This window comes from Pseudoalteromonas sp. NBT06-2 (assembly GCF_002276045.1).
GTDB lineage: Bacteria > Pseudomonadota > Gammaproteobacteria > Enterobacterales > Alteromonadaceae > Pseudoalteromonas.
Genome location: NZ_NQMR01000004.1, coordinates 1 through 22,339 on the forward strand (window position 1 = coordinate 1; position 22,339 = coordinate 22,339).

Annotated in this window: 25 protein-coding genes and 1 riboswitch; of the genes, 18 read left to right on the forward strand and 7 right to left on the reverse strand. The window is 34.0% G+C overall.

From position 1 onward, the window contains the following. From CJF42_RS01000 to CJF42_RS01010, 3 genes are all read right to left on the reverse strand, one after another. Positions 1 to 514 (reverse strand): CoA-transferase (locus tag CJF42_RS01000; RefSeq protein ID WP_141235449.1); only part of this gene is annotated, 514 nt, incomplete at its 3' end. A gap of 49 nt (positions 515 to 563) precedes the next feature. Continuing rightward, the gene (locus CJF42_RS01005) at positions 564 to 1,238 is read right to left on the reverse strand and encodes a 3-oxoacid CoA-transferase subunit A (protein WP_212668765.1); all 675 of its coding nucleotides are present in this window, start codon (positions 1,236 to 1,238) and stop codon (positions 564 to 566) included. Between the two features lie 62 nt (positions 1,239 to 1,300). Beyond that, positions 1,301 to 2,920: a hypothetical protein gene (locus tag CJF42_RS01010; protein ID WP_252097493.1), complete on the reverse strand. Its 1,620-nt coding sequence runs from the start codon at positions 2,918 to 2,920 to the stop codon at positions 1,301 to 1,303. Between the two features lie 185 nt (positions 2,921 to 3,105). Here CJF42_RS01010 and CJF42_RS01015 point away from each other — a divergent pair, with 185 nt between their 5' ends. The 12 genes from CJF42_RS01015 (at position 3,106) to ybaK (ending at position 11,657) form a co-directional block, all read left to right on the forward strand. Then, on the forward strand, positions 3,106 to 3,930 hold the full coding sequence (locus CJF42_RS01015; RefSeq protein ID WP_095364883.1) for a LysR family transcriptional regulator: 825 nt from the start codon (positions 3,106 to 3,108) through the stop codon (positions 3,928 to 3,930). Between the two features lie 177 nt (positions 3,931 to 4,107). Beyond that, positions 4,108 to 5,304 carry an alginate export family protein gene (locus CJF42_RS01020; RefSeq protein WP_095364884.1) on the forward strand — a complete coding sequence of 399 codons (1,197 nt, stop codon included), beginning with the start codon at positions 4,108 to 4,110 and terminating at the stop codon, positions 5,302 to 5,304. Between the two features lie 127 nt (positions 5,305 to 5,431). Next, positions 5,432 to 5,587: riboswitch (molybdenum cofactor riboswitch) on the forward strand. Beyond that, a complete protein-coding gene (moaA, locus tag CJF42_RS01025; protein WP_095364885.1) occupies positions 5,577 to 6,548 on the forward strand; it encodes a GTP 3',8-cyclase MoaA in 972 nt (323 codons plus the stop codon). It overlaps the preceding riboswitch by 11 nt. 3 nt (positions 6,549 to 6,551) lie before the next feature. Further along, positions 6,552 to 7,109 (forward strand): molybdenum cofactor guanylyltransferase, encoded by a 558-nt coding sequence (gene mobA / locus CJF42_RS01030; protein ID WP_095364886.1) that lies wholly within the window; start codon positions 6,552 to 6,554, stop codon positions 7,107 to 7,109. 15 nt (positions 7,110 to 7,124) lie between these two features. Further along, a complete protein-coding gene (gene moaB, locus CJF42_RS01035) occupies positions 7,125 to 7,670 on the forward strand; it encodes a molybdenum cofactor biosynthesis protein B (RefSeq protein ID WP_042145519.1) in 546 nt (181 codons plus the stop codon). A 2-nt stretch (positions 7,671 to 7,672) separates the two neighbouring features. Then, positions 7,673 to 8,146 (forward strand): cyclic pyranopterin monophosphate synthase MoaC, encoded by a 474-nt coding sequence (moaC, locus tag CJF42_RS01040; RefSeq protein WP_095364887.1) that lies wholly within the window; start codon positions 7,673 to 7,675, stop codon positions 8,144 to 8,146. A gap of 72 nt (positions 8,147 to 8,218) precedes the next feature. After that, positions 8,219 to 8,467 (forward strand): MoaD/ThiS family protein, encoded by a 249-nt coding sequence (locus CJF42_RS01045; RefSeq protein ID WP_095364888.1) that lies wholly within the window; start codon positions 8,219 to 8,221, stop codon positions 8,465 to 8,467. A gap of 4 nt (positions 8,468 to 8,471) precedes the next feature. Beyond that, positions 8,472 to 8,924: a molybdenum cofactor biosynthesis protein MoaE gene (locus CJF42_RS01050; protein ID WP_095364889.1), complete on the forward strand. Its 453-nt coding sequence runs from the start codon at positions 8,472 to 8,474 to the stop codon at positions 8,922 to 8,924. Between the two features lie 76 nt (positions 8,925 to 9,000). Continuing rightward, positions 9,001 to 9,729, forward strand: coding sequence for a molybdate ABC transporter substrate-binding protein (gene modA / locus CJF42_RS01055; protein ID WP_095364890.1), 729 nt, complete (start codon positions 9,001 to 9,003; stop codon positions 9,727 to 9,729). Beyond that, positions 9,726 to 10,415, forward strand: a complete 690-nt coding sequence (gene modB / locus CJF42_RS01060) for a molybdate ABC transporter permease subunit (protein ID WP_095364891.1) — start codon at positions 9,726 to 9,728, stop codon at positions 10,413 to 10,415. Before modA ends, modB begins: the two co-directional genes overlap by 4 nt. Continuing rightward, positions 10,402 to 11,019: an ATP-binding cassette domain-containing protein gene (locus CJF42_RS01065; protein WP_095364892.1), complete on the forward strand. Its 618-nt coding sequence runs from the start codon at positions 10,402 to 10,404 to the stop codon at positions 11,017 to 11,019. Before modB ends, CJF42_RS01065 begins: the two co-directional genes overlap by 14 nt. 173 nt (positions 11,020 to 11,192) lie before the next feature. Then, positions 11,193 to 11,657 carry a Cys-tRNA(Pro) deacylase gene (gene ybaK / locus CJF42_RS01070; protein ID WP_095364893.1) on the forward strand — a complete coding sequence of 155 codons (465 nt, stop codon included), beginning with the start codon at positions 11,193 to 11,195 and terminating at the stop codon, positions 11,655 to 11,657. A 98-nt stretch (positions 11,658 to 11,755) separates the two neighbouring features. Here the strand turns inward: ybaK and CJF42_RS01075 are convergent, their stop codons facing one another. The 3 genes from CJF42_RS01075 to CJF42_RS29190 all read right to left on the reverse strand — a co-directional run bounded on the left by CJF42_RS01075 (position 11,756) and on the right by CJF42_RS29190 (position 12,956). Then, entirely contained in the window at positions 11,756 to 12,004 is a 249-nt protein-coding gene (locus CJF42_RS01075; RefSeq protein WP_095364894.1) for a hypothetical protein, read from the reverse strand. Positions 12,005 to 12,121: 117 nt separating this feature from the next. Beyond that, complete coding sequence (locus CJF42_RS01080) at positions 12,122 to 12,502, reverse strand: HsmA family protein (RefSeq protein ID WP_095364895.1); 381 nt, start codon at positions 12,500 to 12,502, stop codon at positions 12,122 to 12,124. A 124-nt stretch (positions 12,503 to 12,626) separates the two neighbouring features. Further along, a complete protein-coding gene (locus CJF42_RS29190; RefSeq protein WP_212668768.1) occupies positions 12,627 to 12,956 on the reverse strand; it encodes a DNA alkylation repair protein in 330 nt (109 codons plus the stop codon). A 1,347-nt stretch (positions 12,957 to 14,303) separates the two neighbouring features. On the opposite strand from CJF42_RS29190, the gene CJF42_RS01090 reads away from it, so the two are divergent. From CJF42_RS01090 to CJF42_RS01115, 5 genes are all read left to right on the forward strand, one after another. Next, entirely contained in the window at positions 14,304 to 16,547 is a 2,244-nt protein-coding gene (locus CJF42_RS01090) for an acyl-CoA dehydrogenase (protein ID WP_095364896.1), read from the forward strand. Positions 16,548 to 16,774: 227 nt separating this feature from the next. After that, on the forward strand, positions 16,775 to 17,674 hold the full coding sequence (locus CJF42_RS01095) for a Dyp-type peroxidase (RefSeq protein WP_095364897.1): 900 nt from the start codon (positions 16,775 to 16,777) through the stop codon (positions 17,672 to 17,674). Between the two features lie 348 nt (positions 17,675 to 18,022). After that, positions 18,023 to 19,390, forward strand: coding sequence for a hypothetical protein (locus CJF42_RS01105; protein ID WP_095364899.1), 1,368 nt, complete (start codon positions 18,023 to 18,025; stop codon positions 19,388 to 19,390). Between the two features lie 107 nt (positions 19,391 to 19,497). Then, positions 19,498 to 19,896 (forward strand): cytochrome b562, encoded by a 399-nt coding sequence (locus tag CJF42_RS01110; protein ID WP_170940423.1) that lies wholly within the window; start codon positions 19,498 to 19,500, stop codon positions 19,894 to 19,896. 142 nt (positions 19,897 to 20,038) lie between these two features. Further along, on the forward strand, positions 20,039 to 20,293 hold the full coding sequence (locus tag CJF42_RS01115) for a hypothetical protein (protein WP_095364901.1): 255 nt from the start codon (positions 20,039 to 20,041) through the stop codon (positions 20,291 to 20,293). Positions 20,294 to 20,301: 8 nt separating this feature from the next. Here the strand turns inward: CJF42_RS01115 and CJF42_RS01120 are convergent, their stop codons facing one another. Beyond that, entirely contained in the window at positions 20,302 to 20,952 is a 651-nt protein-coding gene (locus CJF42_RS01120; RefSeq protein ID WP_095364902.1) for a DUF6058 family natural product biosynthesis protein, read from the reverse strand. A 184-nt stretch (positions 20,953 to 21,136) separates the two neighbouring features. On the opposite strand from CJF42_RS01120, the gene dapA reads away from it, so the two are divergent. After that, positions 21,137 to 22,051: a 4-hydroxy-tetrahydrodipicolinate synthase gene (gene dapA, locus CJF42_RS01125; protein ID WP_095364999.1), complete on the forward strand. Its 915-nt coding sequence runs from the start codon at positions 21,137 to 21,139 to the stop codon at positions 22,049 to 22,051. Positions 22,052 to 22,339 lie beyond the last annotated feature (288 nt).

The following is a 22,339-nucleotide window of genomic DNA, read 5'->3' on the forward strand; positions in this document are numbered from 1 at the left end:
CACGGGTTATTGAGGTGTTACCATCATTTTTAGTGACATGTTGTGTGATAATATAAATGGTTTTAACGCCGGCCACTAAATCCATAGCGCCGCCCACAGCTGGAATGGCATTTTTAGAACCTGTTGACCAGTTTGCTAAATCACCATTTTGAGACACTTGCATTGCACCTAATACACAAATATCAATATGTTGCCCACGGATCATGGCAAAACTATCTGCGTGATGAAAATATGCGGCGCCTTTTACGGCTGTAACTGGCTTTTTACCAGCGTTAATTAACTCAGGATCTTCACTGCCTACTTCAGGAGTCGGGCCCATACCTAATAAACCGTTTTCAGTGTGATATATCACTTCACGGCCATCAGGGACATATTTTGCTACTTGCTCTGGAATACCTATCCCTAAATTGACATAAGCACCATCTGGGATATCTTGTGCAGCGCGCTGCGCCATTTCATTGCGATCCCAACCTTTTTTGTTTAAATCAGTTTTAATATCAGAAACTTGACTCATGGGTAAGATACTCCTTGAGCTATTAATTTAGATTCTTGCAATGGCTCACTTATACTGTAACGATGCGATTAACAAATATGCCTGGGGTTATCACATGTTCTGGTTCTAACTCTCCAACTTCAATTTGCTGTGTTGTTTGTACAATTGTTGTCGTTGCTGCCATTGCCATAATAGGTGCAAAATTACGTGCTGTTTTATTAAATGTCAGATTGCCGTATCTGTCGGCTGTTTGTGCTTTGATTAATGCAAAGTCAGCTGTGATTGCTTTTTCGAGAACATATTGTTTACCAGAGAAAGCAGCTTCATCAAAGCTACGGTGCTCTTTACCATCAGCCAATACCGTCCCAACAGAGGTAGCAGTATAAAAACCAGGTATACCTGCGCCACCCGCACGTATACGCTCAGCTAATGTACCTTGTGGTACTAATTCAAGTTCAATATTCCCTGCATTATATAAGTCAGGAAATACTGTGGAATTTGCGGTACGAGGAAATGAACAAATCATTTTTCCTACTTGGCCATTTTCAATAAGTGCAGCTAATCCCACATGACCACTTCCGGTATTATTATTTACAACGGTTAAGTTTTTTGCACCTTGATCTATCAATGCATGTATCAACTCAATTGGACTACCAGCTTCACCAAAACCACCTATCAATACCGTGGCACCATCAAAAATATCGGCAACAGTATCTTTCACACTTGCAATAGATTTATCTATCATTACAACATCCAAAAACGATATATTTTGTAAAAAAAAGCGCGAAAAAATTCGCGCTATTATCTTTAGTTTAATTTCTTAGCCAATGCTGCAGCTAAGTCATGTTCGATTTGTTTAAGCTCATCAGCAAAGAAGTATTTTTCTGTATCAAATGGCGTTAAGAAATCTATGGTATTTTCTGTTTCATTAAATTTGGCATGGAATACTTTATCCATCCACTTCATATTTCTCGATTCAGTGAATTTAAGCGCAAAGCATTTTTCTCCACCAATTTCTGAGGTGCCTAAAATAGCTAGTTTACCCGCAGAAATGGTCATTGAAATATGACGAGAGGGGCGGTTAATTGAAGCTAATGAGCGATATACCTTATTAAATATTTGCTCAATATCAGCAAGAGGTGCTGTATAATAATGATGCTCACCTGTAGGGCGCGCACAATACATAGAGTGGAAGCCAACACACATCATGCCCAAAATTTCAGCTAGATCTATCCAGTTTTGCGCTGATTTATCGATATCAACTTTACCACTATCATCTTCAAATAAACTAATATGATTCATAATTGGGCTTTGAGATCGAATATTTACACCATGATCTTGTAATCTTCGAATGGCCGCAATAGTACTTGGATTTAATAGCTCTCTAGGAGTTGAAAAATGCGCCATCCAAGCAAGTTGAATACCGTTGTCTCTCAATAAATCAAATACTTCTAACATGCCATCATATTTTTCATTTAATATCATTTCAGGCTGAAAAGTAAGTGAACGAGTCGCTAAGCGAACATTTTTGACATGTAATAGACTTGGATCTTCAATTAAAGGCATGATGTATTGTTTTAAACGGCTAGCTGGCATATAGCCACCGTCACCACCAGTGATCAATAAATCAGTAATTTCTGGGTGTAAACGTACATAGTCATGTATTTGTTTAATATCTTTTTGAATAAACATATCTTCATCGCCACGTACTTGCGCATGGCGGAAACAATATGTACAGAATGAAAAACAGTTTTGTGTTGTCTTATCGAAAATAAGCTGACATTGTGGGTATTTATGCTGAGAGCCATCTAAAAATTCGATTTCACCTTGATCATTTTCAAACCAAGGCTTGTTTAATTGCTGATTACCATCATGTGGATTTGTTAACTCAGTATAATCAATCGCAACTTGTGTACGTGCTTTAGCATCAGTTGCATCTATGTATTTTTGAGTTGTTTCGTCGTTAATCATTTTCGGTTGAGGAAAAATTAACTGAAATACAGAATCAGTAGGATAGTCATCCCAATTAATACTATTTAAAGAGTGCCGTGTGGCTAAAAAGCGATAAACTTCTACAAAAAATTCGCGCTCGTCAATATGGCCAATATCGATGCCATTTTCATTTAAAATTGCACATACTTCTCTAAATCCAGACAAACCTGAGTAATGCGCTTTATCAGTAAATAAAAATGGTTTTTTCTCCATAAAACCAGAATGTTGAGGATATGAGGCATGCAAACGACTTAACAAACCAACAGGTAATAGGTTTTCTATATTTATTGTATTTATCATTTCATCAGAATAACCATATCTGTTCATGGTATCGCTAATATCTTGCTGTGAAACGACCAAATGTTTTGTATTTTTTATAGTTTCAGATGGAATAACTTTAACAGCAATATTACTTGCCTTGTTTTGATTAATCATTTTATCGCCCTATTAAATGAATTAAAAAGTAGAATGTTTTTTAACCTTATTATTTATGTGAGTATATGAGAAATATTTAATTTTTATGTAAGCTATAGGCAAAAACTATAGCTTGATATAGATCAAACTATTATATCTATAGATAAGTTAATCTGATTAAAAACCAATCAAGATTTTATTTATATATGGATTTAAGAGCGCTTAAGTATTTTGAAGCAGTATATGAACAGGGCAGTGTCAGTGCCGCAGCAAGGCACTGTTATGTATCTCAGCCATCAATCACTACTGCAATATTGCAACTTGAACAAACCCTATCAACACAATTGTTTAATCGCCATGCAAGAGGTGTTGTACCGACAGCCGCAGCTCAAAAGTTATATCCCTATGCCAAGGAAATGTCAGGAAAATCTAAAGCAATTCTGAACATGTTTAAAGACGGTCCATCACCAGTCCCTGTAAAATTAGGGATAATGCGCTCATTAGGGGCAAAACGTATGAGCCAATTGCTAACTAAACTTAATGACAAAATTGACAACTTGGAAATAACATTAGTTGATCCCCACGAAACCTGTGATGCCCGGGTTGTTTTAGCACAATCAGCCAATGCAAATGAAAGTTTCGTACCTATTTGGAAGGATAATTATGAACTTGCGCTACCTAAGCAATGGAATATCGCAAAAAAGTCGAATATTTCATTAATGAATCTTAAGAACTTACCTTTTATTAACCGAAATCCCTGTGACGCATTAGATAAATTAAAATTACAACTTGATATGTTAGATATTCAATTTCAAACAAGAGCCAACATTAGAACAATTGAATACGCATGGCAATTAGTCAGTGCGGGAGTCGGTGCAGCCTTATTACCTAAATGGCAAGAAATCATAGAAGCAAATGCAGTAACTTTTAAGCCAATTCACAAAATTAACTTATTTAAAGACATAGGACTTGCATATAAAACAGAAAATAAAAACGATCCACTTGTATCTGCATTGATAGCGATTTGTTAATTAGTTAAAGAAATTGTTAGATAAATCTAATCGTAAGTAATATAAATCATATAAACTTCAAAATATTTTTATATAAAATATAAAAATTGATTTTAATCAAATTCTCACCTTTAAATAGGCGTACCTTTAGCCTCTATAAATTAATAAGAATTCAAATAAGTCAACTAGGTAATTAAAATGAACAAAGGAATTTTCTCTGTCTCTAAAATAGTTTTAGCGCTTTCAAGTGTTTTAGGCATGAGCCAAGTAGCGATGGCAAACCAGGCTCCCTTTATTACTGATGCAGTTGCAAATGGTACGGTTAAAATAAATATGCGAGCGCGTTATGAAGGTGTTGATGAAGATAACGCTAAAAAAGGTGCAAACGCTGGTACTTTACGTACGCGTTTAACATATAAAACAGCTGGCTTTATGGGCATTAATGTGCTTGCTGAAGTAGATAATGTAACAGCAATTGGTCAATTCAACAGCACAGATAACGGCAATACAGGTTATTCAGTAGTTGCAGATCCAGAGGGTACTGATGTAAACCAAATCGCATTAACATATAAACGTGATGATTTAAAAGCAACAGCGGGTCGTCAACGTATATTACACCAAGGTCAGCGCTTTGTTGGTGGCGTAGGTTGGCGTCAAAATGAGCAAACATATGACAGCTTACGTGTTGAATATGCATTAAACTCTGCGCTTAACTTTGATTACGTCTACATTCATAATATAAATCGTGTTTTTGGTGACTCATCTGCAAAACCTGATATGCATGGTGCTTTCCAATTAGTCAATGTTAATTATAAAATCAATAAATCACATAAAGTAACAGGTTTTGCATATAACTTAGATTATGATACTTCTGCTGATAGCTCAACACAGACATTAGGTTTTGATTATGACGGTAAGCTTGGTGTAGTTTATCTTCATACAAGCTATGCTACACAATCAGATACAGCAGATAGTACAAAAGATTTCAGTGCCGATTATTATGCTGTTGATGCAAGTATAAAAGTAAGTTCATTTAAAATTAAAGCAGGTGTAGAAGTACTTGGTAGCGATAATGGCGTAGCATTCTCTACACCACTTGCTACTTTACATAAATACCAAGGTTTCGCTGATAAGTTCTTAGGCACACCTGCTACAGGTATCCAAGATGTATTTGCTGGCGTGGCAACTAAAATTGGTCCAGTAGCAGTAAGTGCAACTTATCATGACTTTAAATCTGATGTAGATAGCATAGATTACGGTTCTGAATTAGATTTAACGGCTAAGTACAAGTTCAACAAAAATGTGACTGGTTTAGTTAAATATGCAGATTACAGTGCTGACGAACATTCAGTAGATACAAGTAAACTGTGGGTTATGGTTAACGTTAACTTTTAAAGAAACAAGTTCCACACCAACAACCAAGGGCTCATTTATTACGCCCTAAATGATTTAAATCATGAAAAGATATCATAGTTCAAATTCAGACTAGCTTTATGTTTAAAGTATCTTTATATTGAACATAAGATTTTAACAACTCCGAGCCTTTATACCTTCGTTCCAGAGCGTTCAAGGAATACTGGCCGTGATCAGGTTAGTTTAAAAATAATTTGGTCACCAGGGTTTAAAAAGAAATTTTTAAACCTCCCACAACTTGGAAAGGTGTTGACATGCTACAAGACCCACAGGGTCGTAAATTTAGTTATTTACGGCTTTCTATAACTGATCTCTGTAATTATCGGTGCACTTATTGTTTGCCAGATGGATACAAGTGCAATTCTAAACCTGATTATTTATCTCTGGATGAAATAAAAATGGTTGTTGCTTCTTTTGCACGGCATGGTATCAATAAAGTACGGATCACAGGCGGTGAACCGAGTTTAAGACGTGATTTACCTGAAATAATTACAGCAATCAAAAATACCCCAGGTATAGAAAAAGTGGCATTAACAACTAATGCCCATCAACTTGATCGTAAAGTGCAGCAATGGGCTGATTGTGGATTAGATGCTATTAATATCAGTTGCGACAGTTTAGATGGTCGAATGATGAAAGCGATTATTGGTCGTGATAATTTAGCTGAAATGATGGCTGGAATTGACATTGCCCTTAAAAGCCCAATCAAACAAGTGAAGATTAACACTGTTCTATTAAAACAACATAACTACAAACAATTAGATCAATTAATTGACTGGGTAAAAGATACGCCTATCTCATTACGCTTTATTGAACTAATGCAAACAATTGATAATAAAGAATACTTCAAAGCTAATCATGTTAGCGCAGAAGAAATAGGTAAACACATAGAAAGCAATGGCTGGGCGCAAATTTTACGCGGTAAAAATGCGGGTCCGGCAAAAGAGTTTTGTCACCCTGAATATGATGGTCATATTGGTTTTATTGCGCCATATAGCAATGACTTTTGTGCCAGTTGTAATAGATTAAGAATATCATCAGTCGGTAAATTACATTTATGCTTATTTGGTGAGTCAGGCTACAGCTTAAGAGATTTAATTGTGAAAGGCCGCGAAACTGAACTTGATCAATTTATCGCAAACGTTTTACAAGATAAACCCGATACGCATTTTTTACATCAAGGATTTTCTGGTGGTACCACTGACTTAGCCATGCTTGGAGGTTAAATTATGTCTGTTTCAAATCATATTCATTATGGTTTAGTGCTCGCTGGTGGCCGTTCTTCAAGAATGGGTACAGATAAAGCGATGCTGGTAAAGGGCAATGTAAACTTGCTTGAAAATGCCCAAGTTTGCTTATCAACCAGTTTATGTAAACAGGTCTTGATCAGTAGAAATACCGAACAAGGTATACGTGACCGTTATCAAGATAAAGGTCCTCTGGCTGGTATTGAGGCTGCACTTGAACACATCCCTAATGGTGCTTGGCTAAGTATCTTACCCGTAGATATGCCACTTATTCGCAGTAGCGACTTAATACAATTACAAAAAACAGCACAAGAGTCACAAAACGCTGTTTATTTTGAATCTCATATGTTGCCTTGCATTGTAAAAGTCACTGAAGATTTAAAAATATTTTTAAAAGATGCCCTAGATGGCAAATTTAAAAACTCAATTTACGCCATGCTAAAGACACAAAACGCACAAACTTTGGTACAAGGCGAACCGCTTTACTTAACAAATGCTAATACACCAAATGATTGGCAAGCTGTTAAAACTCACTTTTAATTAAGGATTTCCACTATGGGCCATAAAACTCCACAACCTTTTCAACCATTACAAATTGCTGTTTTAACGGTTTCTGATACACGTGATGAATCAAATGATACATCTGGTGCAGCCTTAGTTGATGGTTTACAAACTGCTGGCCATAACCTAGCTGACAAAAAAATTGTAATTGATGATGTTTATAAAATACGTGCAATTGTATCTCAGTGGATTGCTAGCGATCACATACAAGCCGTCGTTATTACTGGTGGCACAGGTTTTACATTTAGAGATTCAACACCTGAAGCATTAACACCATTATTTGATAAAGAAGTGGATGGTTTTGGTGAGTTATTTCGTCAAATTTCTTATGAACAAATTGGTACTTCTACAATACAGTCTCGTGCAATTGCGGGTATGGCAAATAAAACCGTTATTTTTGCAATGCCGGGTTCAACAAACGCATGTAAAACTGCTTGGAATGATGTCATAAAACAACAATTAGATGCCTCTCACCGTCCTTGTAATTTTGTGCCTCAACTTAAAGAATCTACAGTTGAGCTATGTGAGAGTCGAGGTTAATTATGGGCTTTACACACTTAAACGAACATGGCGAAGCCAACATGGTTGATGTAACTGAAAAAGCGGTTACAGAACGTATAGCTCGCGCATCAGGCCGTGTTTACATGAAGCCTGAAACTTTAGCCATGATCCGTGATAATGGTCATAAAAAAGGTGATGTTTTACAGGTTGCACGCATAGCAGGGATACAAGGCGCAAAAAAATGCTCAGATCTGATCCCATTATGCCACCCGTTAATGCTTACTAAAGTACAAGTAGATTTTACTTTAAATGAATCACAATCATGTATTGATATCGAAACTCTCGCTAAATTAGCAGGGCAAACAGGTGTTGAAATGGAAGCATTAACAGCCGCTTCAATAGCTGCGCTTACAATTTTTGATATGTGTAAAGCAGTTGATCCCGCTATGTGCATAAGCGATATCAAAGTTTTAGAAAAGCAGGGCGGTAAATCAGGTCACTACCAAGCCCAATAAACCGATTAATTGTCAGGCTTAAACTCAATAGTTAAAGCCTGAATATATAAAATATTCATTTAAAGGTTAAAAATGATAAAAGTATTATTTTTTGGAAGATTAAGAGAATTACTAGATTGCTCTCAATTAGAAATCACGGATTTTGAGCAAGGTACCATTGCACAATTACGTTTAGAGCTTGCCAATAAGGGTACAAAATGGGCTGAATTTATAGCTGGAAACAATGCACTTGCTGCTATAAATCAAGAAATGGTTGAAGAAACTAGTATGATTAATTCTGGTGATGAAGTTGCTTTTTTTCCACCAGTAACAGGCGGTTAATATTATGATCAGCGTACAAGAAGCCGACTTTAATTTAAACACCCAGTATCAGATGCTACGTGCTAAAGATAATACAGATGGCGCGATTGTTACTTTTATTGGTTTAGTGCGTGATTTTAATCAAGGTCATGATGTTACAGGGCTATTTTTAGAACATTACCCAGCAATGACAGCCAAATCTTTAGAAAAAATATCAGATCGTGCTAAAGAAAGGTTTAAAGTAAACCAGTTAGATATTATACACAGAGTAGGGCAATTAGCCTTAGGCGATCAAATTGTCTATGTTGGTGTCAGCAGCCCACATAGAGAAGAAGCATTTGCTTGTGCGCAGTTTGTAATGGATTACTTAAAAAAAGAAGCGCCTTTTTGGAAAAAAGAAACACGTAAAAAACAACAACAAGATGTGTGGATTGAAACAAACCAAAAAGATAAAGAAGCTCTAAAAAAATGGCAATAGATTAATAATACTATAACATTGCTATTTCAATACGTTAAAGCCCTTTTAAATATAAAAAGAGAACAAACAAAAATATATGCTAACAAGATTTATAGTTTTATTAATCACAGTTTTTAGCTTTCAAAGTTTAGCAACACCGCTTCGAATCGCGGTTGCTAGTAACTTTAAATTGCCTCTAAATAAAATCGTTTCACAATACCAAAATACGACAGGTAACAAAGTCACTTTATCTTCGGCCTCTAGTGGCATTCTATATCATCAAATAAAAGCAGGAGCACCATTTGATGTATTTTTATCAGCTGATGTTGCTCGACCTGAAATGTTACTTAATGAACAGTTAGCACTAAAAAATAGTCAATTTATCTATGCCCATGGTCAATTGGTATATTATTCACCAAATACAAAAATTAAGTTAACCGAATTAAACAATACTAAAAATAAATTAGTTATCGCGAATCCTTTACACGCACCATATGGAGTCGCTGCAAAAAAGGTGCTAAATGAACTACTTGATGAGCCCTTTAAAGGTATATATATTACAAGTAGTAATATTGCTTCAGTATTTCAAATTGTGCATTCCGGCAATGCACCTTCAGGTTTAGTTTCTTTAAGCCATATTTTATCAAGTAAAGTAAAACGATCAGATTATAAAGTTTTAAAAAGTGAAGCAGCGCAAATCCCACAAGCTGCGGTCATTTTATCTCGCACTAAGAAAATATCAGAATCACAGCAATTTATTAATTATTTAAAAACAGATGAAGTTAAAAATATTATTAAACAGTATGGTTATCAGGTGAATAAATGAGTATATCACTTGGTCCTGCTGAGATTGCTGCATTTTGGCTAACACTCAAACTTGCTTTATCAACGACGATTATTTTAATGTTGATATGCATCCCCTTTGCTTGGTGGTTAGCTAAAAGTAAATCTTGGTTTGCTATGATCATAGAATCAATTGTCGCTTTACCTATTGTATTACCACCTACGGTATTAGGGTTTTATTTACTTATCGCTTTTTCACCTCAAACATTACTTGGTGAGCAGTATCTTGCAATAACAGGACAACAACTGGCATTTTCTTTTTATGGTATTTTGTTTGCTTCACTTATTTACTCATTGCCCTTTGCCATACAACCTTTGCAAGCGACATTTTCTCAATTAGATACCCGATTATTAGAAACCGCACATTCTTTAGGTGCAAAACCTTTAGACGCTTTTATCTCAATTGTGCTGCCAATATGTAAAAATGGCATTATCAGTGCTGCATTATTGTGTTTTGCACATACAGTAGGCGAGTTTGGTGTTATTTTGATGATAGGTGGCAATATCCCTGGTGAGACTCAAGTACTTTCCATTGCATTATTTGATGCAGTTGAATCACTACAATATGAAAAAGCCCATATGATGGCGGCTGGGTTATTAGTATTTTCTATGGTTATATTAATTGTAATGAATATTTTAAAAAGAGGGCAATTGCGTGCTACAGATTGATTGCGCCATAACATTAAATCAAAGACATTTTAAATATAAACAAAGATTAGATCTTAAAAACCGTTGCATTGGTATCAGTGGAGATTCAGGCTGTGGTAAAACAACCTTATTACGTATTATCGCAGGACTTGAAACACGTGCAACAGGCTCAATTAAATTAAATGAAATTATTTTACAAAATTCCAATGACAAAATGATGGAGCCAGCTTACAGTAGAGCTATCGGCTTCGTATTTCAAGATACGCGCTTATTTCCACATTTAACTGTTTCTGCCAATCTAAATTATGCATTAAAACGTGCGAACCAGATAAACTTTAGTTTAGAACGGGTAGTTGATGCTTTTTCACTCTCTCCTTTATTAAAACGTATGCCAAAAATGTTATCTGGCGGTGAAAAACAAAGAGTTGCTATTGCGCGTGCGATTTTAAGCTCTCCTAAGTTACTATTAATGGATGAACCACTAAGTGGCTTAGATTTAGCGCAAAAAAATGATTTATTGAAATATTTTAATCAAATTAAAACTAACTTTAACCTGCCCATTATATATGTGTCTCATATTGAGCAAGAACTTAACGAATTAAGTGATGAAATCATCTATTTATAACGTTAAGTTTTTTCAACTGTAATTCAACATAAATTCCATTATTATCAATCGATAAGTTAATATGGGAATGGGTATATATAAAGGCTTTATAGAAGGAACTTATAAACTCAGCTACGACAGTCAGACTAAAACTGGAAGTATGGCGAAAAATAGATTAATTTAGAGTAAAAATTATGACTCCTGCAATCGTATATTTAAAAAAACAAAAAGTGACGTTTGATATTCACCAATATCAGCACGAAGTAGATGCACAATCATTTGGTTTAGAGGCTGCCCAAAAACTTGGCGTTGATCAAGCCAAAATATATAAAACAATTGTACTTGAAACTGACCAACAAAATTTAGTTGTTGCCATTGTGCCTGTTAAAAACCAAGTAAATCTAAAGAAATTAGCCAAAGTATGTAAAGTTAAAAAAGTGATCATGGCGGATAAAGCAAAAGTGCAAGCCAGTACCGGATATATATTAGGTGGAGTGAGCCCATTGGGTCAAAAAAAACGCTTAGCCACGTATATGAATGAATCAGCTTTAGAACACCAACAAATATATATTAGCGCAGGACGACGAGGACTTGAAGTATCTTTAGCTGCAAGTGATTTAGCACAATTATTACAGGCAAGTTTTTGTGATTTGGTTTAAGGTACTTTTAATTTTAACAGCTGCTTGATACTTGAAATCTAGGTGGTATTAATATTTGTATAAAATAATAATACCTCTTAGTTTCTATAAAGGAAAAACTAATGTTTTCTTTTTACGCCATGGCGTACTATATCTTTACCTTGTTCAAATACTTCTTTAGTAACCCATTTAGAAAAAAGAAGCTTCTGATTTTTATCAAACACAGCAATAAAATGTCGACCATCAGAGTTATTAGTCGCTAAACCGATTCCTTCTACACCATTTAGGCCAAGGCTTCCATTTTCAACAGATAGTAAAAAACGTTCTAATTCAGCTAAATTATCAATTATATCCAGTTCGTTATTCATTTCTAATACTCTTAATTTATCTCACTGCTAACACCGCAGCTTAAGTTTTATGCCATAACATATTTTACAATTGATATTAATAAATTTGAATCTAAAATTTGTAATATTAAAACAGAACTAACCTAAGCTGCTTATTCCAAGGTACAAGCCAGAAATATAAGAAATCATCCAAAAACTCCATACAAGAATACTGAATCGATGGAAATTATTTAATAACTTAACATCGTTATTTCGTATCACCAAAAATGCCCAACTAAAATGGAATATCATTAAGAAAAGTCCGAAAAATCCTGAAATTGAATGAGCAGTAAAGATAAGATGACCAACATGTAAATACATTAATAATGTACCTAGGCTATCTGTTATAACTCCTAAACCAAACATACTTATATGCCATGCTTTTAATTGTTTATGGTAATAGTCATTCCATATTCCAACCGAATAAAAAATAAGGGCTAAGGTGAAGAATATAGCACCCCATAGAACAAATGGTGTCATTGATTTTCCTTATGAAAATTTTAAAATGCATATTAATCTAATTGAGAATTAATTGCACTTAAGTTTATTGACTACATACATCTTTATTAAAAATTACAGTTCATATCAAGATTTTATTTAGTCATTAAAAGAATTTTTTACGAGTATCAGTGTCCATTTTCTCTATTGCATATCTAATCGTGGCACGAGTCATTGCTGTAAAGTGTACTTCAATATATTCAATGACATCTTTTTCATGATGTATCGATGTTATTTTTAATAACCAACCTATACTTTTTTGAACATATTCATCTTCATCATTAAGAAGTAAGTCACAGTTTTTAAAAATTAATTTTTTATCTAAACAGTAAATTGATTTTCCTATTTTACGATGAATAAATTTGACCCAAACAACATTGCTAGCGCGACGACACCAAGGTACTTCTGAATACGCCCAATGCTGCGTTTGCTCTATTAAATGAGGCCGAGTGAGTCAGAACTGATAAATTGTTTTAATACATACATAAATCATCCACCAAAGACCAATTAGTTACGTTATTCTCCAACCAAAACTAAAACTGCAACAATAGTTCATCGCTATAATTTCTCTTGACAAATTTATTTATCAATTCAAAAGCTAGCATAATTTCCTCACGATACTGCACTTTTTGAAGTAAACATTCAGACAAAATAAGGACTTCATTTGCATTAAGCTCACCATTTTTTTATGACAATCATCTATGATTTATTTAATGTCAGAAGCATTAACACCGATGCAATGTATCCCTTTAGAGAAATAACGCTTACTGGCTTTAGCCTTTTTTGGTAAGAAATATAGTGCGCATACTGTGAGCGGGTGCTCATACCATTTCCGTTAATAAAGTGATAATTCAGCGTGAGTTCAAAGCGCTATGGGCAAGGCATTGGTTATTCTATTATCAAAACTAATAACGCTGCATAAAGAGCATTGAAGCCCGCCTAAAAGGAGATTTTGATAATTTACTCTTCGTTGTTATGTCACTCCTAAAGGGAATACCATAAATTCACTTAACTCAGAAAAAATAACTTGATGTTTATGGGTTGATTTTCCATCGATATCTTTTAACCCGAATTAAATTACAGGATCTTTCTTTTACTTATAAATAGATTCTTTGTCACTGAGGCAAGCTTTGTTCGATTCCAACGTAAGTCAGATAGAATAACTTGTAATTTTTGTTATTTCCGCCATACATATAAGAAGTATAGATACCATCTATTCGCGTTCTTCTTTTTGAATTTTTATCTTCATTAAAAAAATCTAGTAGAGTAAGACGATTTTGTTCTTTTTGGACATATTCAATAGCTGCATCATTTTCACCGTAATCATGATCATCCCAAATCGTAATTACATCAGTATATTTTTAAATGCTTGTATACCTAGTATTTCACTTAGTTGTTTATATTTGTTTGCGAGTTCAGCTATATTTTCAGTATCGCCATATACGTTATCAAAAAAAATTAACAAACATCGTTTTATTTATAAATCTGAGGTTATTTTTACAAAAATTTAATGACAATTAAAAGTCGGTTTAATGAAGAAATAACTAATTAAACATATAAATCAATAGCTAAAAATACCTTCTATATCTGTAAACACTAAAAATAATAATTAGTTTAAACAAGCGATATTATAGTCTTAAACTCAACCTACTGAAATAAAAGGAATATACATATAAAAAAAATAAAATTATGATTTTTTGTAAAAAAAAATGAATAGAGTAATTGATCTAAATCCATTTTTATGACGTAATAGGGATAATTAAACTGGTCAGATGAGTGAGTTATGAGCCTTAGAACAACATTAAGAAAAGTATTACCTACAATTTCAACAACAGAACAAGAAGCATTAGATGCAGGTGATGTGTGGTTAGAAACTGGTATTTATCAAGGTAAACCTGATTTTAATGGTCTAAGATCAATTCCAGTTGCGAAATTAACCTATGAAGAACAAGCTTTTTTAGACGGTCCTGTTGCTGAACTAATCGATATGATTGATGATTTTGAAATTCAAAACAGCATTCATCTTCCAGAAAAAATATTAAATTTCCTTAAAAAAGAGCGCTTCTTTTCTCTTATTATCCCTAAAGCATATGGCGGTCGTGAGTTTAGCCCATACGCAAACTCAACAATTGTAGGCACTATTTCTACTAAAAGTTCAGGTGTAGCTGTAACTGTCATGGTGCCTAACTCATTAGGTCCAGGTGAGTTATTAATGCACTATGGTACAGACGAGCAACGTGCATTTTGGCTACCTCGTTTAGCTGATGGTACAGATATTCCATGTTTTGCACTTACTAGCCCAGAAGCAGGCTCTGATGCCGGTGGTATTCCTGATGAAGGTCTCGTTACCATGGGTGAGTATCAGGGTAAACAGGTATTAGGTCTAGAAGTGACTTGGGATAAACGCTACATTACATTAGCACCTATTGCGACAGTCTTAGGGTTAGCTTTTAAAGTAAAAGATCCACAAAACTTATTAAGTTCAGATCAAAACTTAGGTATTACATGTGCGTTGATCCCACATGATCATCAAGGTGTTGAACTAGGTAATCGCCATAAGCCAATGGGCGTGAACTTTTATAATGGTACAACTCGAGGCGATAAAGTATTTATCCCAATGGAATTTATAATTGGTGGTCAAAGCAATATCGGTAATGGATGGAAAATGCTAGTCAGTTGTTTAGGTGCAGGCCGTGGTATTTCATTACCTGCGATGGGTGCATCAACAGCGCAAGTATCTTTTAAAAGTGCAGCAGAATACTGCGCGGTACGTGAACAATTTGGCTTATCAATCGGTCAATTTGAAGGTATTCAAGAAAAGCTAGCTGATATTGCCGGAAAAGCATTTTTACAAGAATCTATGCGCGTATTAACAACTGAAGGCTTAGGCATGGGATTAAAACCAGCTATAGTGACTGCAATTGCTAAATATCACATGACAGAAATTGGTCGTGATGTCTTAAATTCAGCAATGGATATCCAAGCGGGTAAAGCAATTCAATGTGGACCACAAAATACCTTAGCACAAGGCTATATTGCACAACCAATTGGTATTACTGTTGAAGGTGCTAATATCTTAACACGTAACTTAATGATTTTTGGTCAAGGCGTAATGCGATGTCATCCATATTTACAAAATATGGTAGAAACAATTCATAGTGAGAATAAAGGATCAGACAAGAAATTTAATAAAATATTATTGAATACTGTTGGCTACAGTGTATCAAACAGCTTACGTGCTTTTAGTTTAGGTTTAATGCCTTTTATGGCGAGTGCAAATTCAAATTTTGCTGAAGTACGTCCATACGAAAAAGCCATAAACAAACTGGCTTCTAAACTGGCTGTTTACGCTGATTTTTCTTTGTTAGTGCTAGGCGGTAAATTAAAACAAGCTGAAATGTTATCTGCTCGCCTAGGAGATGTAATGAGTTACTTATATGCAGCTATGGCTTCTATCAGATATTACGAGCAAAAAGTAGCAAACCAAGATAAAGAGCAAGCAAAATCTTACTTTCATTATGCAACTCGTTGGTCATTATTACAGGCTGAGCAAGCATTGTTTAAATTCTTAGATAACTTCCCTTCAAAAGTCACTAAGCATGCAATGAAGTTACTAACGCTTACTTACAATGAAAAGATGCCAAAAATCAGCGATGACTTAATACGTGAATTAGCAAAACAAGCACAGCTTGATACACAAATTAAAAAACAACTAACACATTTAGTAAAAGTAACACCAAACAGCGGCCATGAAATTAATGAAAATGCATATAAAGCTAAGCTAGAGTGTTTAGATTTATTAACAAAAATTAAAAAAGGTCTGCGTGGGAAAGTATTTAAATCGGGTATTAGATTTCCAGATACGTTAAATAATGCATTTACCGCCAATATTATTACGGCTGATGAATTGAAAAAACTACTTGATTACAATATTAAGCGTGAGCTTGCTATTCGTGTAGACGAGTTTGATTTTGATATGAACTTACTCAATACAGATACAACCGAAATAAAACGTAAAATAGCATAAAGCCTCAAAATCAACAATGCAACAAAATGTCACTTTAACCCAGTGACGTTTTTATTTGACATTAGAGATGATAAAAAACTAGCGTGGAGTCTTGTTAATGGAATAACAAGGCTTTTTTTATTTGTAATCTACTAAAAAATTACATTAATTATAACGCAGAAGTCTATATTTATTAAAATATTCATATATCCTGTTATTTTATTACCTAAATTTTGACAGGGGCCTTTATGTCTATACCTCAACCTGGCATTTTTGTAGAAACCAGTAACCAATTCTATTTTCTCGAATACCAAATTAACCACGGCTTACCTTTAGCTGAAATCAAACAACAGCTTGCTAAAGCACTCGATATTGCAAACGATGTAAATATTGTAATCGCTTTTGGTAAATCTTTAATTAATAAATTAGAAGCAAGTTCAATCAGCCTAGAACTAGAAGAGTTTAAAACAATTAAAGGCGTTAAAGAATTTTGTGCAAAAGGAACCCAAAGAGATGTCCTATTTTGGATCCACAGTCAAAATATCGGTAAAAACTTTGATGCTATGATGACAATTCATAATTCGATGAAGTCAATCTCTATTGCAGCGCTTGACTTGCATGGTTTTACTTACCATGATGATAGAGATTTAATTGGTTTTGTTGACGGCTCAGCTAATCCCAAATTACCAGAGCAACATCAAGTCGCTTTAATTCCACAAGGTAAAGAATATGCAGGTGGTAGTTATATGCTCACACAAAAGTGGTGTCATAATTTACCCAAATTCAATAAAATGCCAATAACAGAACAAGAACAAGTAGTAGGGCGTACCAAAATAGACTCTATCGAACTTGAAGGTAATGATATGCCAATCAACTCACATGTTAGCCGAACAGACGTGAAAGTTAATGGTGAAGCGATGAAAATATATCGTAGAAGCGCACCTTTTGGTAATACGTCTGAAAGTGGGTTGTATTTTTTATCTTTTGCATGTGAAATGCAACGATTTACAAGTCAACTAAACCGTATGTATGGTTTAACTGATGATGGCATTCACGACAAATTAATTGAATTCTCGAGCGCGCAAACTGGTTCATATTGGTTTGCACCATCTATGGATGATCTAAAACGTATTATTCAAGTTAATTAAAATCTTTATAACAACTGGTTGATAAGCTAGACTATATATACCCATGACACCTCAAAATGCGCGATTTCAACGAGAATTAAACAGAATTTAGGTAAGGCATTAATTGAAGATAATGGTTGTTCCTGTATCAAAATTAATAACGCAGCATAAATCCTGTTTAAACTCGCCGAGACGGCGTTTTTGAGCAAACCCACTATATCGTTGCATTGGTTTGAAAGGTGCCTACATTCCTTCATCAACACACCTTGAATTGGGCTCGCTCAGATAACTCTGAAACATGTATTTTGAAGTAATATGGGTATATGTAAATAGCATTATATTAGTCTTTAGACTGGGGTAAATATACGAGTGAATAAAACGACTTTAAATCAAGAAGAAAATCTTTCTTTTGCTATTAGCCACCAATTATTACCTCAAGCACATCAAAGACTAGACCTTTATTTCTCAATTCCGGTTGAGATGGGTATAAATCCACACACCTTATCCGAAGAAATTTTTTTTCATAGCAGTATTAACACCCGAAGTGCTTATTACTCTGACCAATTACACTTACCTTTAGTGCGAAGCCGTTTTATCTCTAAACAAAAAGGTGAACAAACAGATTACCGTGTAAACCTAAACCTTTTTTCATATCAAATTCGAATTGCGCTCAAAACAGATATTAAGCAAACTTTATTACTTAAAGATGTAGCTGAGTTTTATGCCAAAGCAGATGAAATTGCAGAACAAATTACTTCTTTACTTAAAAAATTACGTCGGTATACCCCGCCAGATAAAAAACTCAGTTCTTACTTTGAAAATGCTGATAATTATTTAAGCTGGAATGTTGAACAATCATTTTTGAAGTTGTTAACCAATGGCCCTAAAAGTAGTGAATATGCTGAGATAAGAGACAAGCTGTTTGAAGTGTGCCGTACTGAAAATCAATATCGAACTACAAACCAGTATAATTCAACTACGACGATAGAAGATCCCAATCGGATTTCAAATAAAATGAGGTTATTACAAAGACTAATTGAATATGGCGTTGTATTTAAAAAAGAAAACAGAAGACTTAATATAAACTACAAAAAGGTAGTCAGAGGCTTAGTGACTGCTGTGATCATGGCATTTGTTATGATGTTGATTTTACGTGCCCGTTCTACATTTACTGAAATCACATTATTATTAGTATCATTTCTTGGTTTTATTTACGGCTTACGAGAAATATTTAAAGATGATATCACAACGCTTATTTGGAATTATTTGAAAAAGGGCAGGCCCAAATGGCAAAATATCTTCACAAATAGCGCTACAAAAACTAAAATTGCAGTGCAAACTATTTGGTTAGAATATATTTCAAAAAAAGATTTACCCGAACAAGTAAACAAACTTTTTCAAAGCCGCCGCCAACAAAATAAACAAGATGCCCAGCTGTTACACTTTAGAAGCGATACTAAAGTGCTTGTAAAAGATTTTATGCCTGGATATGACGAAATACAAGAGCAGATTTTATTTAGCTTAGCGCCTTTTGTACGTTATTTAAAGAAAGGCGACGGTAAATTATATAACTTTGAAGGTAATAAAATTAATAAACAAGCGATAGAGCGCAGATATCAAATTAACTTGGTCATGGTACAAACAAATAAAGATAATAAACAAGAACTACAGAGGTATAAAGTAACCTTAAATCGCTCTGGTATCATTAATATTGAAGGGATCACAACTAAAGAGTAAATATTCTATTTTTTAATCCAACTTTGTAAAGCCCCTTTACAAAATAGTGATTCAAAATGTATTACCAAATGGTATACTCATGTGGATCTCAAACATTAGGCTCTCAAATGAAAATTATATTTTTAATATTTACTCTAATGAGTATTGCTGTAATGGCTAATCCAAAAGTAAAAGAATTTGATCTTGAAGCCAATATGAAAAATATGGGACTAGAATTTAAAAAAGCAGTTAAAGCGCCAAATAAAGCTGTACTGACTGAGCAATTATTCAAATTAAAGAAGCTTATTCGGTTAAGTAAAACAGCAAAATTTACAGATGGTAAAAAGAAAATATCACTAGAAGGTTTAAATAAAGTAATAAAGCAAATTGAGCTATCTGAACAACAAAATTCAAAAGGGCAATTCAACCAAGCAAAAGAAACATTAATGAGAGTTGACGACTTAAGAAAAGAGTACCATGAACATCATAAACCGCCGAGTATTTGGAATTTAGTTTTTAGTTTTTAGTCTTGAAAACACATGAAAATACTATTAATTGAACACTACGCTCACTTTATAAGCAATCAAACATTATATTGTTAAATATACTGGAATATTAATGAAACACTGGTATAACAAATAGTAGAAGGTTTGTGATAAGTGAGCAAATATGAATACCAAATTAAGTCGTGAATGTTTATCAGCCATAGAGTCTCATGATGTTAAGCTTGATATATTTGAAAAATTAGAACAGCAAAACTTAAAGCTAACCAAAGTCATTTCGTTACTCGCACAATATCAATCGATCAGTGAAAATGATGACGATGATATTGCCGATAATTGGCTAGACAGTTTGTCTGATATTGACCGTCAAGTTCTAAAAGCCTTTGAAATTGCCAGAGGTCGGTACGAACAAAGCACTTAGTTAATGACTTAAATAGATAAATCATATTGAGCAATGGTTTTGTTAATAAACCTTGCTCTATAACTTTGTGCTCTTTCATGCGGAGCAAAATGACTTAATGATTTATTTAAGTATTTTATTGCTTGCCTGATCCCAGTTTTATCATCATTAGTGAGTTCATCCACACTATGGCACTGTGTGGTATTCATAATGATCATCATGCCAACTTCAGCTTCAACTATCTCTTCAATATAGCCATTTTGTGTTGTTAAACCAAATTTACCATTAATAAAGTGTTGCCACTGTGTTTGAACATGTTCTTGTAATTGCTCTGTAAATATTTCATCTTCACAATAGAAACCCTGATTTTGTAAATACATTAAATGAGTACAATATTTATTAAAAAATAACTCAAATGCCTGGGAAGGACTGCATTCTTCTTTACTATTAATTAATTTTACCCATTTATCACAGCCTCTCGCGTAAAAATCCCAATATTCTTTACATTCATGCAAACCGTAATATGAACTACATTCTATTTGACTGTTTAGTCGGTATGCAGGTTTAGGAAAAATGCCAATATCTTGCCAACGTGATAATTGTTCAATATCAATAAAACAAGACTCTAGCACTTGGTTTTGATCGTAATAATATGATGATAAGTATTCAAATAAACTCATAATTAACCACTGTTGATTTATACAGTACTTATATAATGCAAGATATAAATAATTATTTCAAGGAGATATTTATCACTTTATATTATCAATAACAAAAAAACGTAATAAAAATGCTTTGAAAGATGCAAATTTTAAGCAAAATATGGTACAAATGGGTAAATTATTTAATAATCAAATTATGCTGATGCGCTCTATAGAACAAATCAAACAAGCAAGTCTTATCACAGCGATAAAAACTCCGTATTTAAGCAATGGTAATATTGACCTAAAAACTTTCGACGCATTAGTCAATGATCAAATAGACCATGGCGTAGAAGGTATCGTTGTTGGTGGCACTACAGGTGAAGGCCAGTTAATGAACTGGGAAGAGCATCTAATGTTAATAGCCCATACTGTTACTTTATTTTCAGACAAACTTATTATAATTGGTAATACAGGCAGTAATAATACCAGAGAGGCAATTAAAGCCACTGAATATGGTTTTGCAACTGGCATGCATGCATCTCTTCAAATAAATCCTTATTATGGACGTACATCAAATAGGGGTGTTCAAGAACACTTTAAAAGACTATTAACTTTAGGTCCTGCTTTTATTTACAACGTACCTGGTCGTACAGGCCAGGACTTAACACCTGAAATCATTGAACCATTAGCACAACATGAAAACTTTATTGGCGTAAAAGAATGTGCAGGTAATGAACGTATTGCTGCATATGAAAGCAAAGGAATAGCATGCTGGTCAGGTAATGATGATGAATGTCATGATGCTCGTCATTTATTTAATTCTCACGGTGTTATATCAGTAACATCAAATTTATCACCATCCTTGATGCGTAAGTTAATGGATAAACAGAATGATAAATTAAATGAACAATTAATACCTTTGATGAACTGGTTATTTTGCGAACCAAATCCAATTGCTATTAATACTGCAATGGCCATGGCTTCAGCAATTAATCCTGTCTTTAGATTGCCATATATGCCATTAACTCTTGCTCAAAGAGAAACAGGCTTAGCATTAATGTCAAATATCAATGAGTCTGATTTAGTAGGCGATAAACTACAACTTTTGTCCGATGATGAATTCATTATTTGCTAATATACCCAAGTAACTTGGAAATACATGATTTCAGCGGGAGTTTATCAGGTAAGTAATCACTACGTTACATCAGTTTTAAAGGCAGTAAGCATTCCTAAAATGATGTGCCTTGTGCTAACTCACCTGATAAATTCTAAAACAAGTATTATCAAATGGCTTGGGTATATACTTATAGTAAAATCTATATAAAGTGATAAATGCCTTCTAAAAAGAAGGCATTTATATTTTATTAATGCTAACACTGCACATTATTCATATTAGATTCAGTTAGCATGCTCTTTAATAAAG

What these genes read in the sequence shown, in the direction of transcription:
- CJF42_RS01005 (WP_212668765.1), bottom strand. Translation starts at nt 1,238, where the DNA reads ATGATAGATAAATCTATTGCAAGTGTGAAAGATACTGTTGCCGATATT.
- CJF42_RS01010 (WP_252097493.1), bottom strand. Translation starts at nt 2,920, where the DNA reads ATGATTAATCAAAACAAGGCAAGTAATATTGCTGTTAAAGTTATTCCA.
- CJF42_RS01015 (WP_095364883.1), top strand. Translation starts at nt 3,106, where the DNA reads ATGGATTTAAGAGCGCTTAAGTATTTTGAAGCAGTATATGAACAGGGC.
- CJF42_RS01020 (WP_095364884.1), top strand. Translation starts at nt 4,108, where the DNA reads ATGAACAAAGGAATTTTCTCTGTCTCTAAAATAGTTTTAGCGCTTTCA.
- moaA (WP_095364885.1), top strand. Translation starts at nt 5,577, where the DNA reads ATGCTACAAGACCCACAGGGTCGTAAATTTAGTTATTTACGGCTTTCT.
- mobA (WP_095364886.1), top strand. Translation starts at nt 6,552, where the DNA reads ATGTCTGTTTCAAATCATATTCATTATGGTTTAGTGCTCGCTGGTGGC.
- moaB (WP_042145519.1), top strand. Translation starts at nt 7,125, where the DNA reads ATGGGCCATAAAACTCCACAACCTTTTCAACCATTACAAATTGCTGTT.
- moaC (WP_095364887.1), top strand. Translation starts at nt 7,673, where the DNA reads ATGGGCTTTACACACTTAAACGAACATGGCGAAGCCAACATGGTTGAT.
- CJF42_RS01045 (WP_095364888.1), top strand. Translation starts at nt 8,219, where the DNA reads ATGATAAAAGTATTATTTTTTGGAAGATTAAGAGAATTACTAGATTGC.
- CJF42_RS01050 (WP_095364889.1), top strand. Translation starts at nt 8,472, where the DNA reads ATGATCAGCGTACAAGAAGCCGACTTTAATTTAAACACCCAGTATCAG.
- modA (WP_095364890.1), top strand. Translation starts at nt 9,001, where the DNA reads ATGCTAACAAGATTTATAGTTTTATTAATCACAGTTTTTAGCTTTCAA.
- modB (WP_095364891.1), top strand. Translation starts at nt 9,726, where the DNA reads ATGAGTATATCACTTGGTCCTGCTGAGATTGCTGCATTTTGGCTAACA.
- ybaK (WP_095364893.1), top strand. Translation starts at nt 11,193, where the DNA reads ATGACTCCTGCAATCGTATATTTAAAAAAACAAAAAGTGACGTTTGAT.
- CJF42_RS01075 (WP_095364894.1), bottom strand. Translation starts at nt 12,004, where the DNA reads ATGAATAACGAACTGGATATAATTGATAATTTAGCTGAATTAGAACGT.
- CJF42_RS01080 (WP_095364895.1), bottom strand. Translation starts at nt 12,502, where the DNA reads ATGACACCATTTGTTCTATGGGGTGCTATATTCTTCACCTTAGCCCTT.
- CJF42_RS01090 (WP_095364896.1), top strand. Translation starts at nt 14,304, where the DNA reads ATGAGCCTTAGAACAACATTAAGAAAAGTATTACCTACAATTTCAACA.
- CJF42_RS01095 (WP_095364897.1), top strand. Translation starts at nt 16,775, where the DNA reads ATGTCTATACCTCAACCTGGCATTTTTGTAGAAACCAGTAACCAATTC.
- CJF42_RS01110 (WP_170940423.1), top strand. Translation starts at nt 19,498, where the DNA reads ATGAAAATTATATTTTTAATATTTACTCTAATGAGTATTGCTGTAATG.
- CJF42_RS01115 (WP_095364901.1), top strand. Translation starts at nt 20,039, where the DNA reads ATGAATACCAAATTAAGTCGTGAATGTTTATCAGCCATAGAGTCTCAT.
- CJF42_RS01120 (WP_095364902.1), bottom strand. Translation starts at nt 20,952, where the DNA reads ATGAGTTTATTTGAATACTTATCATCATATTATTACGATCAAAACCAA.
- dapA (WP_095364999.1), top strand. Translation starts at nt 21,137, where the DNA reads ATGCGCTCTATAGAACAAATCAAACAAGCAAGTCTTATCACAGCGATA.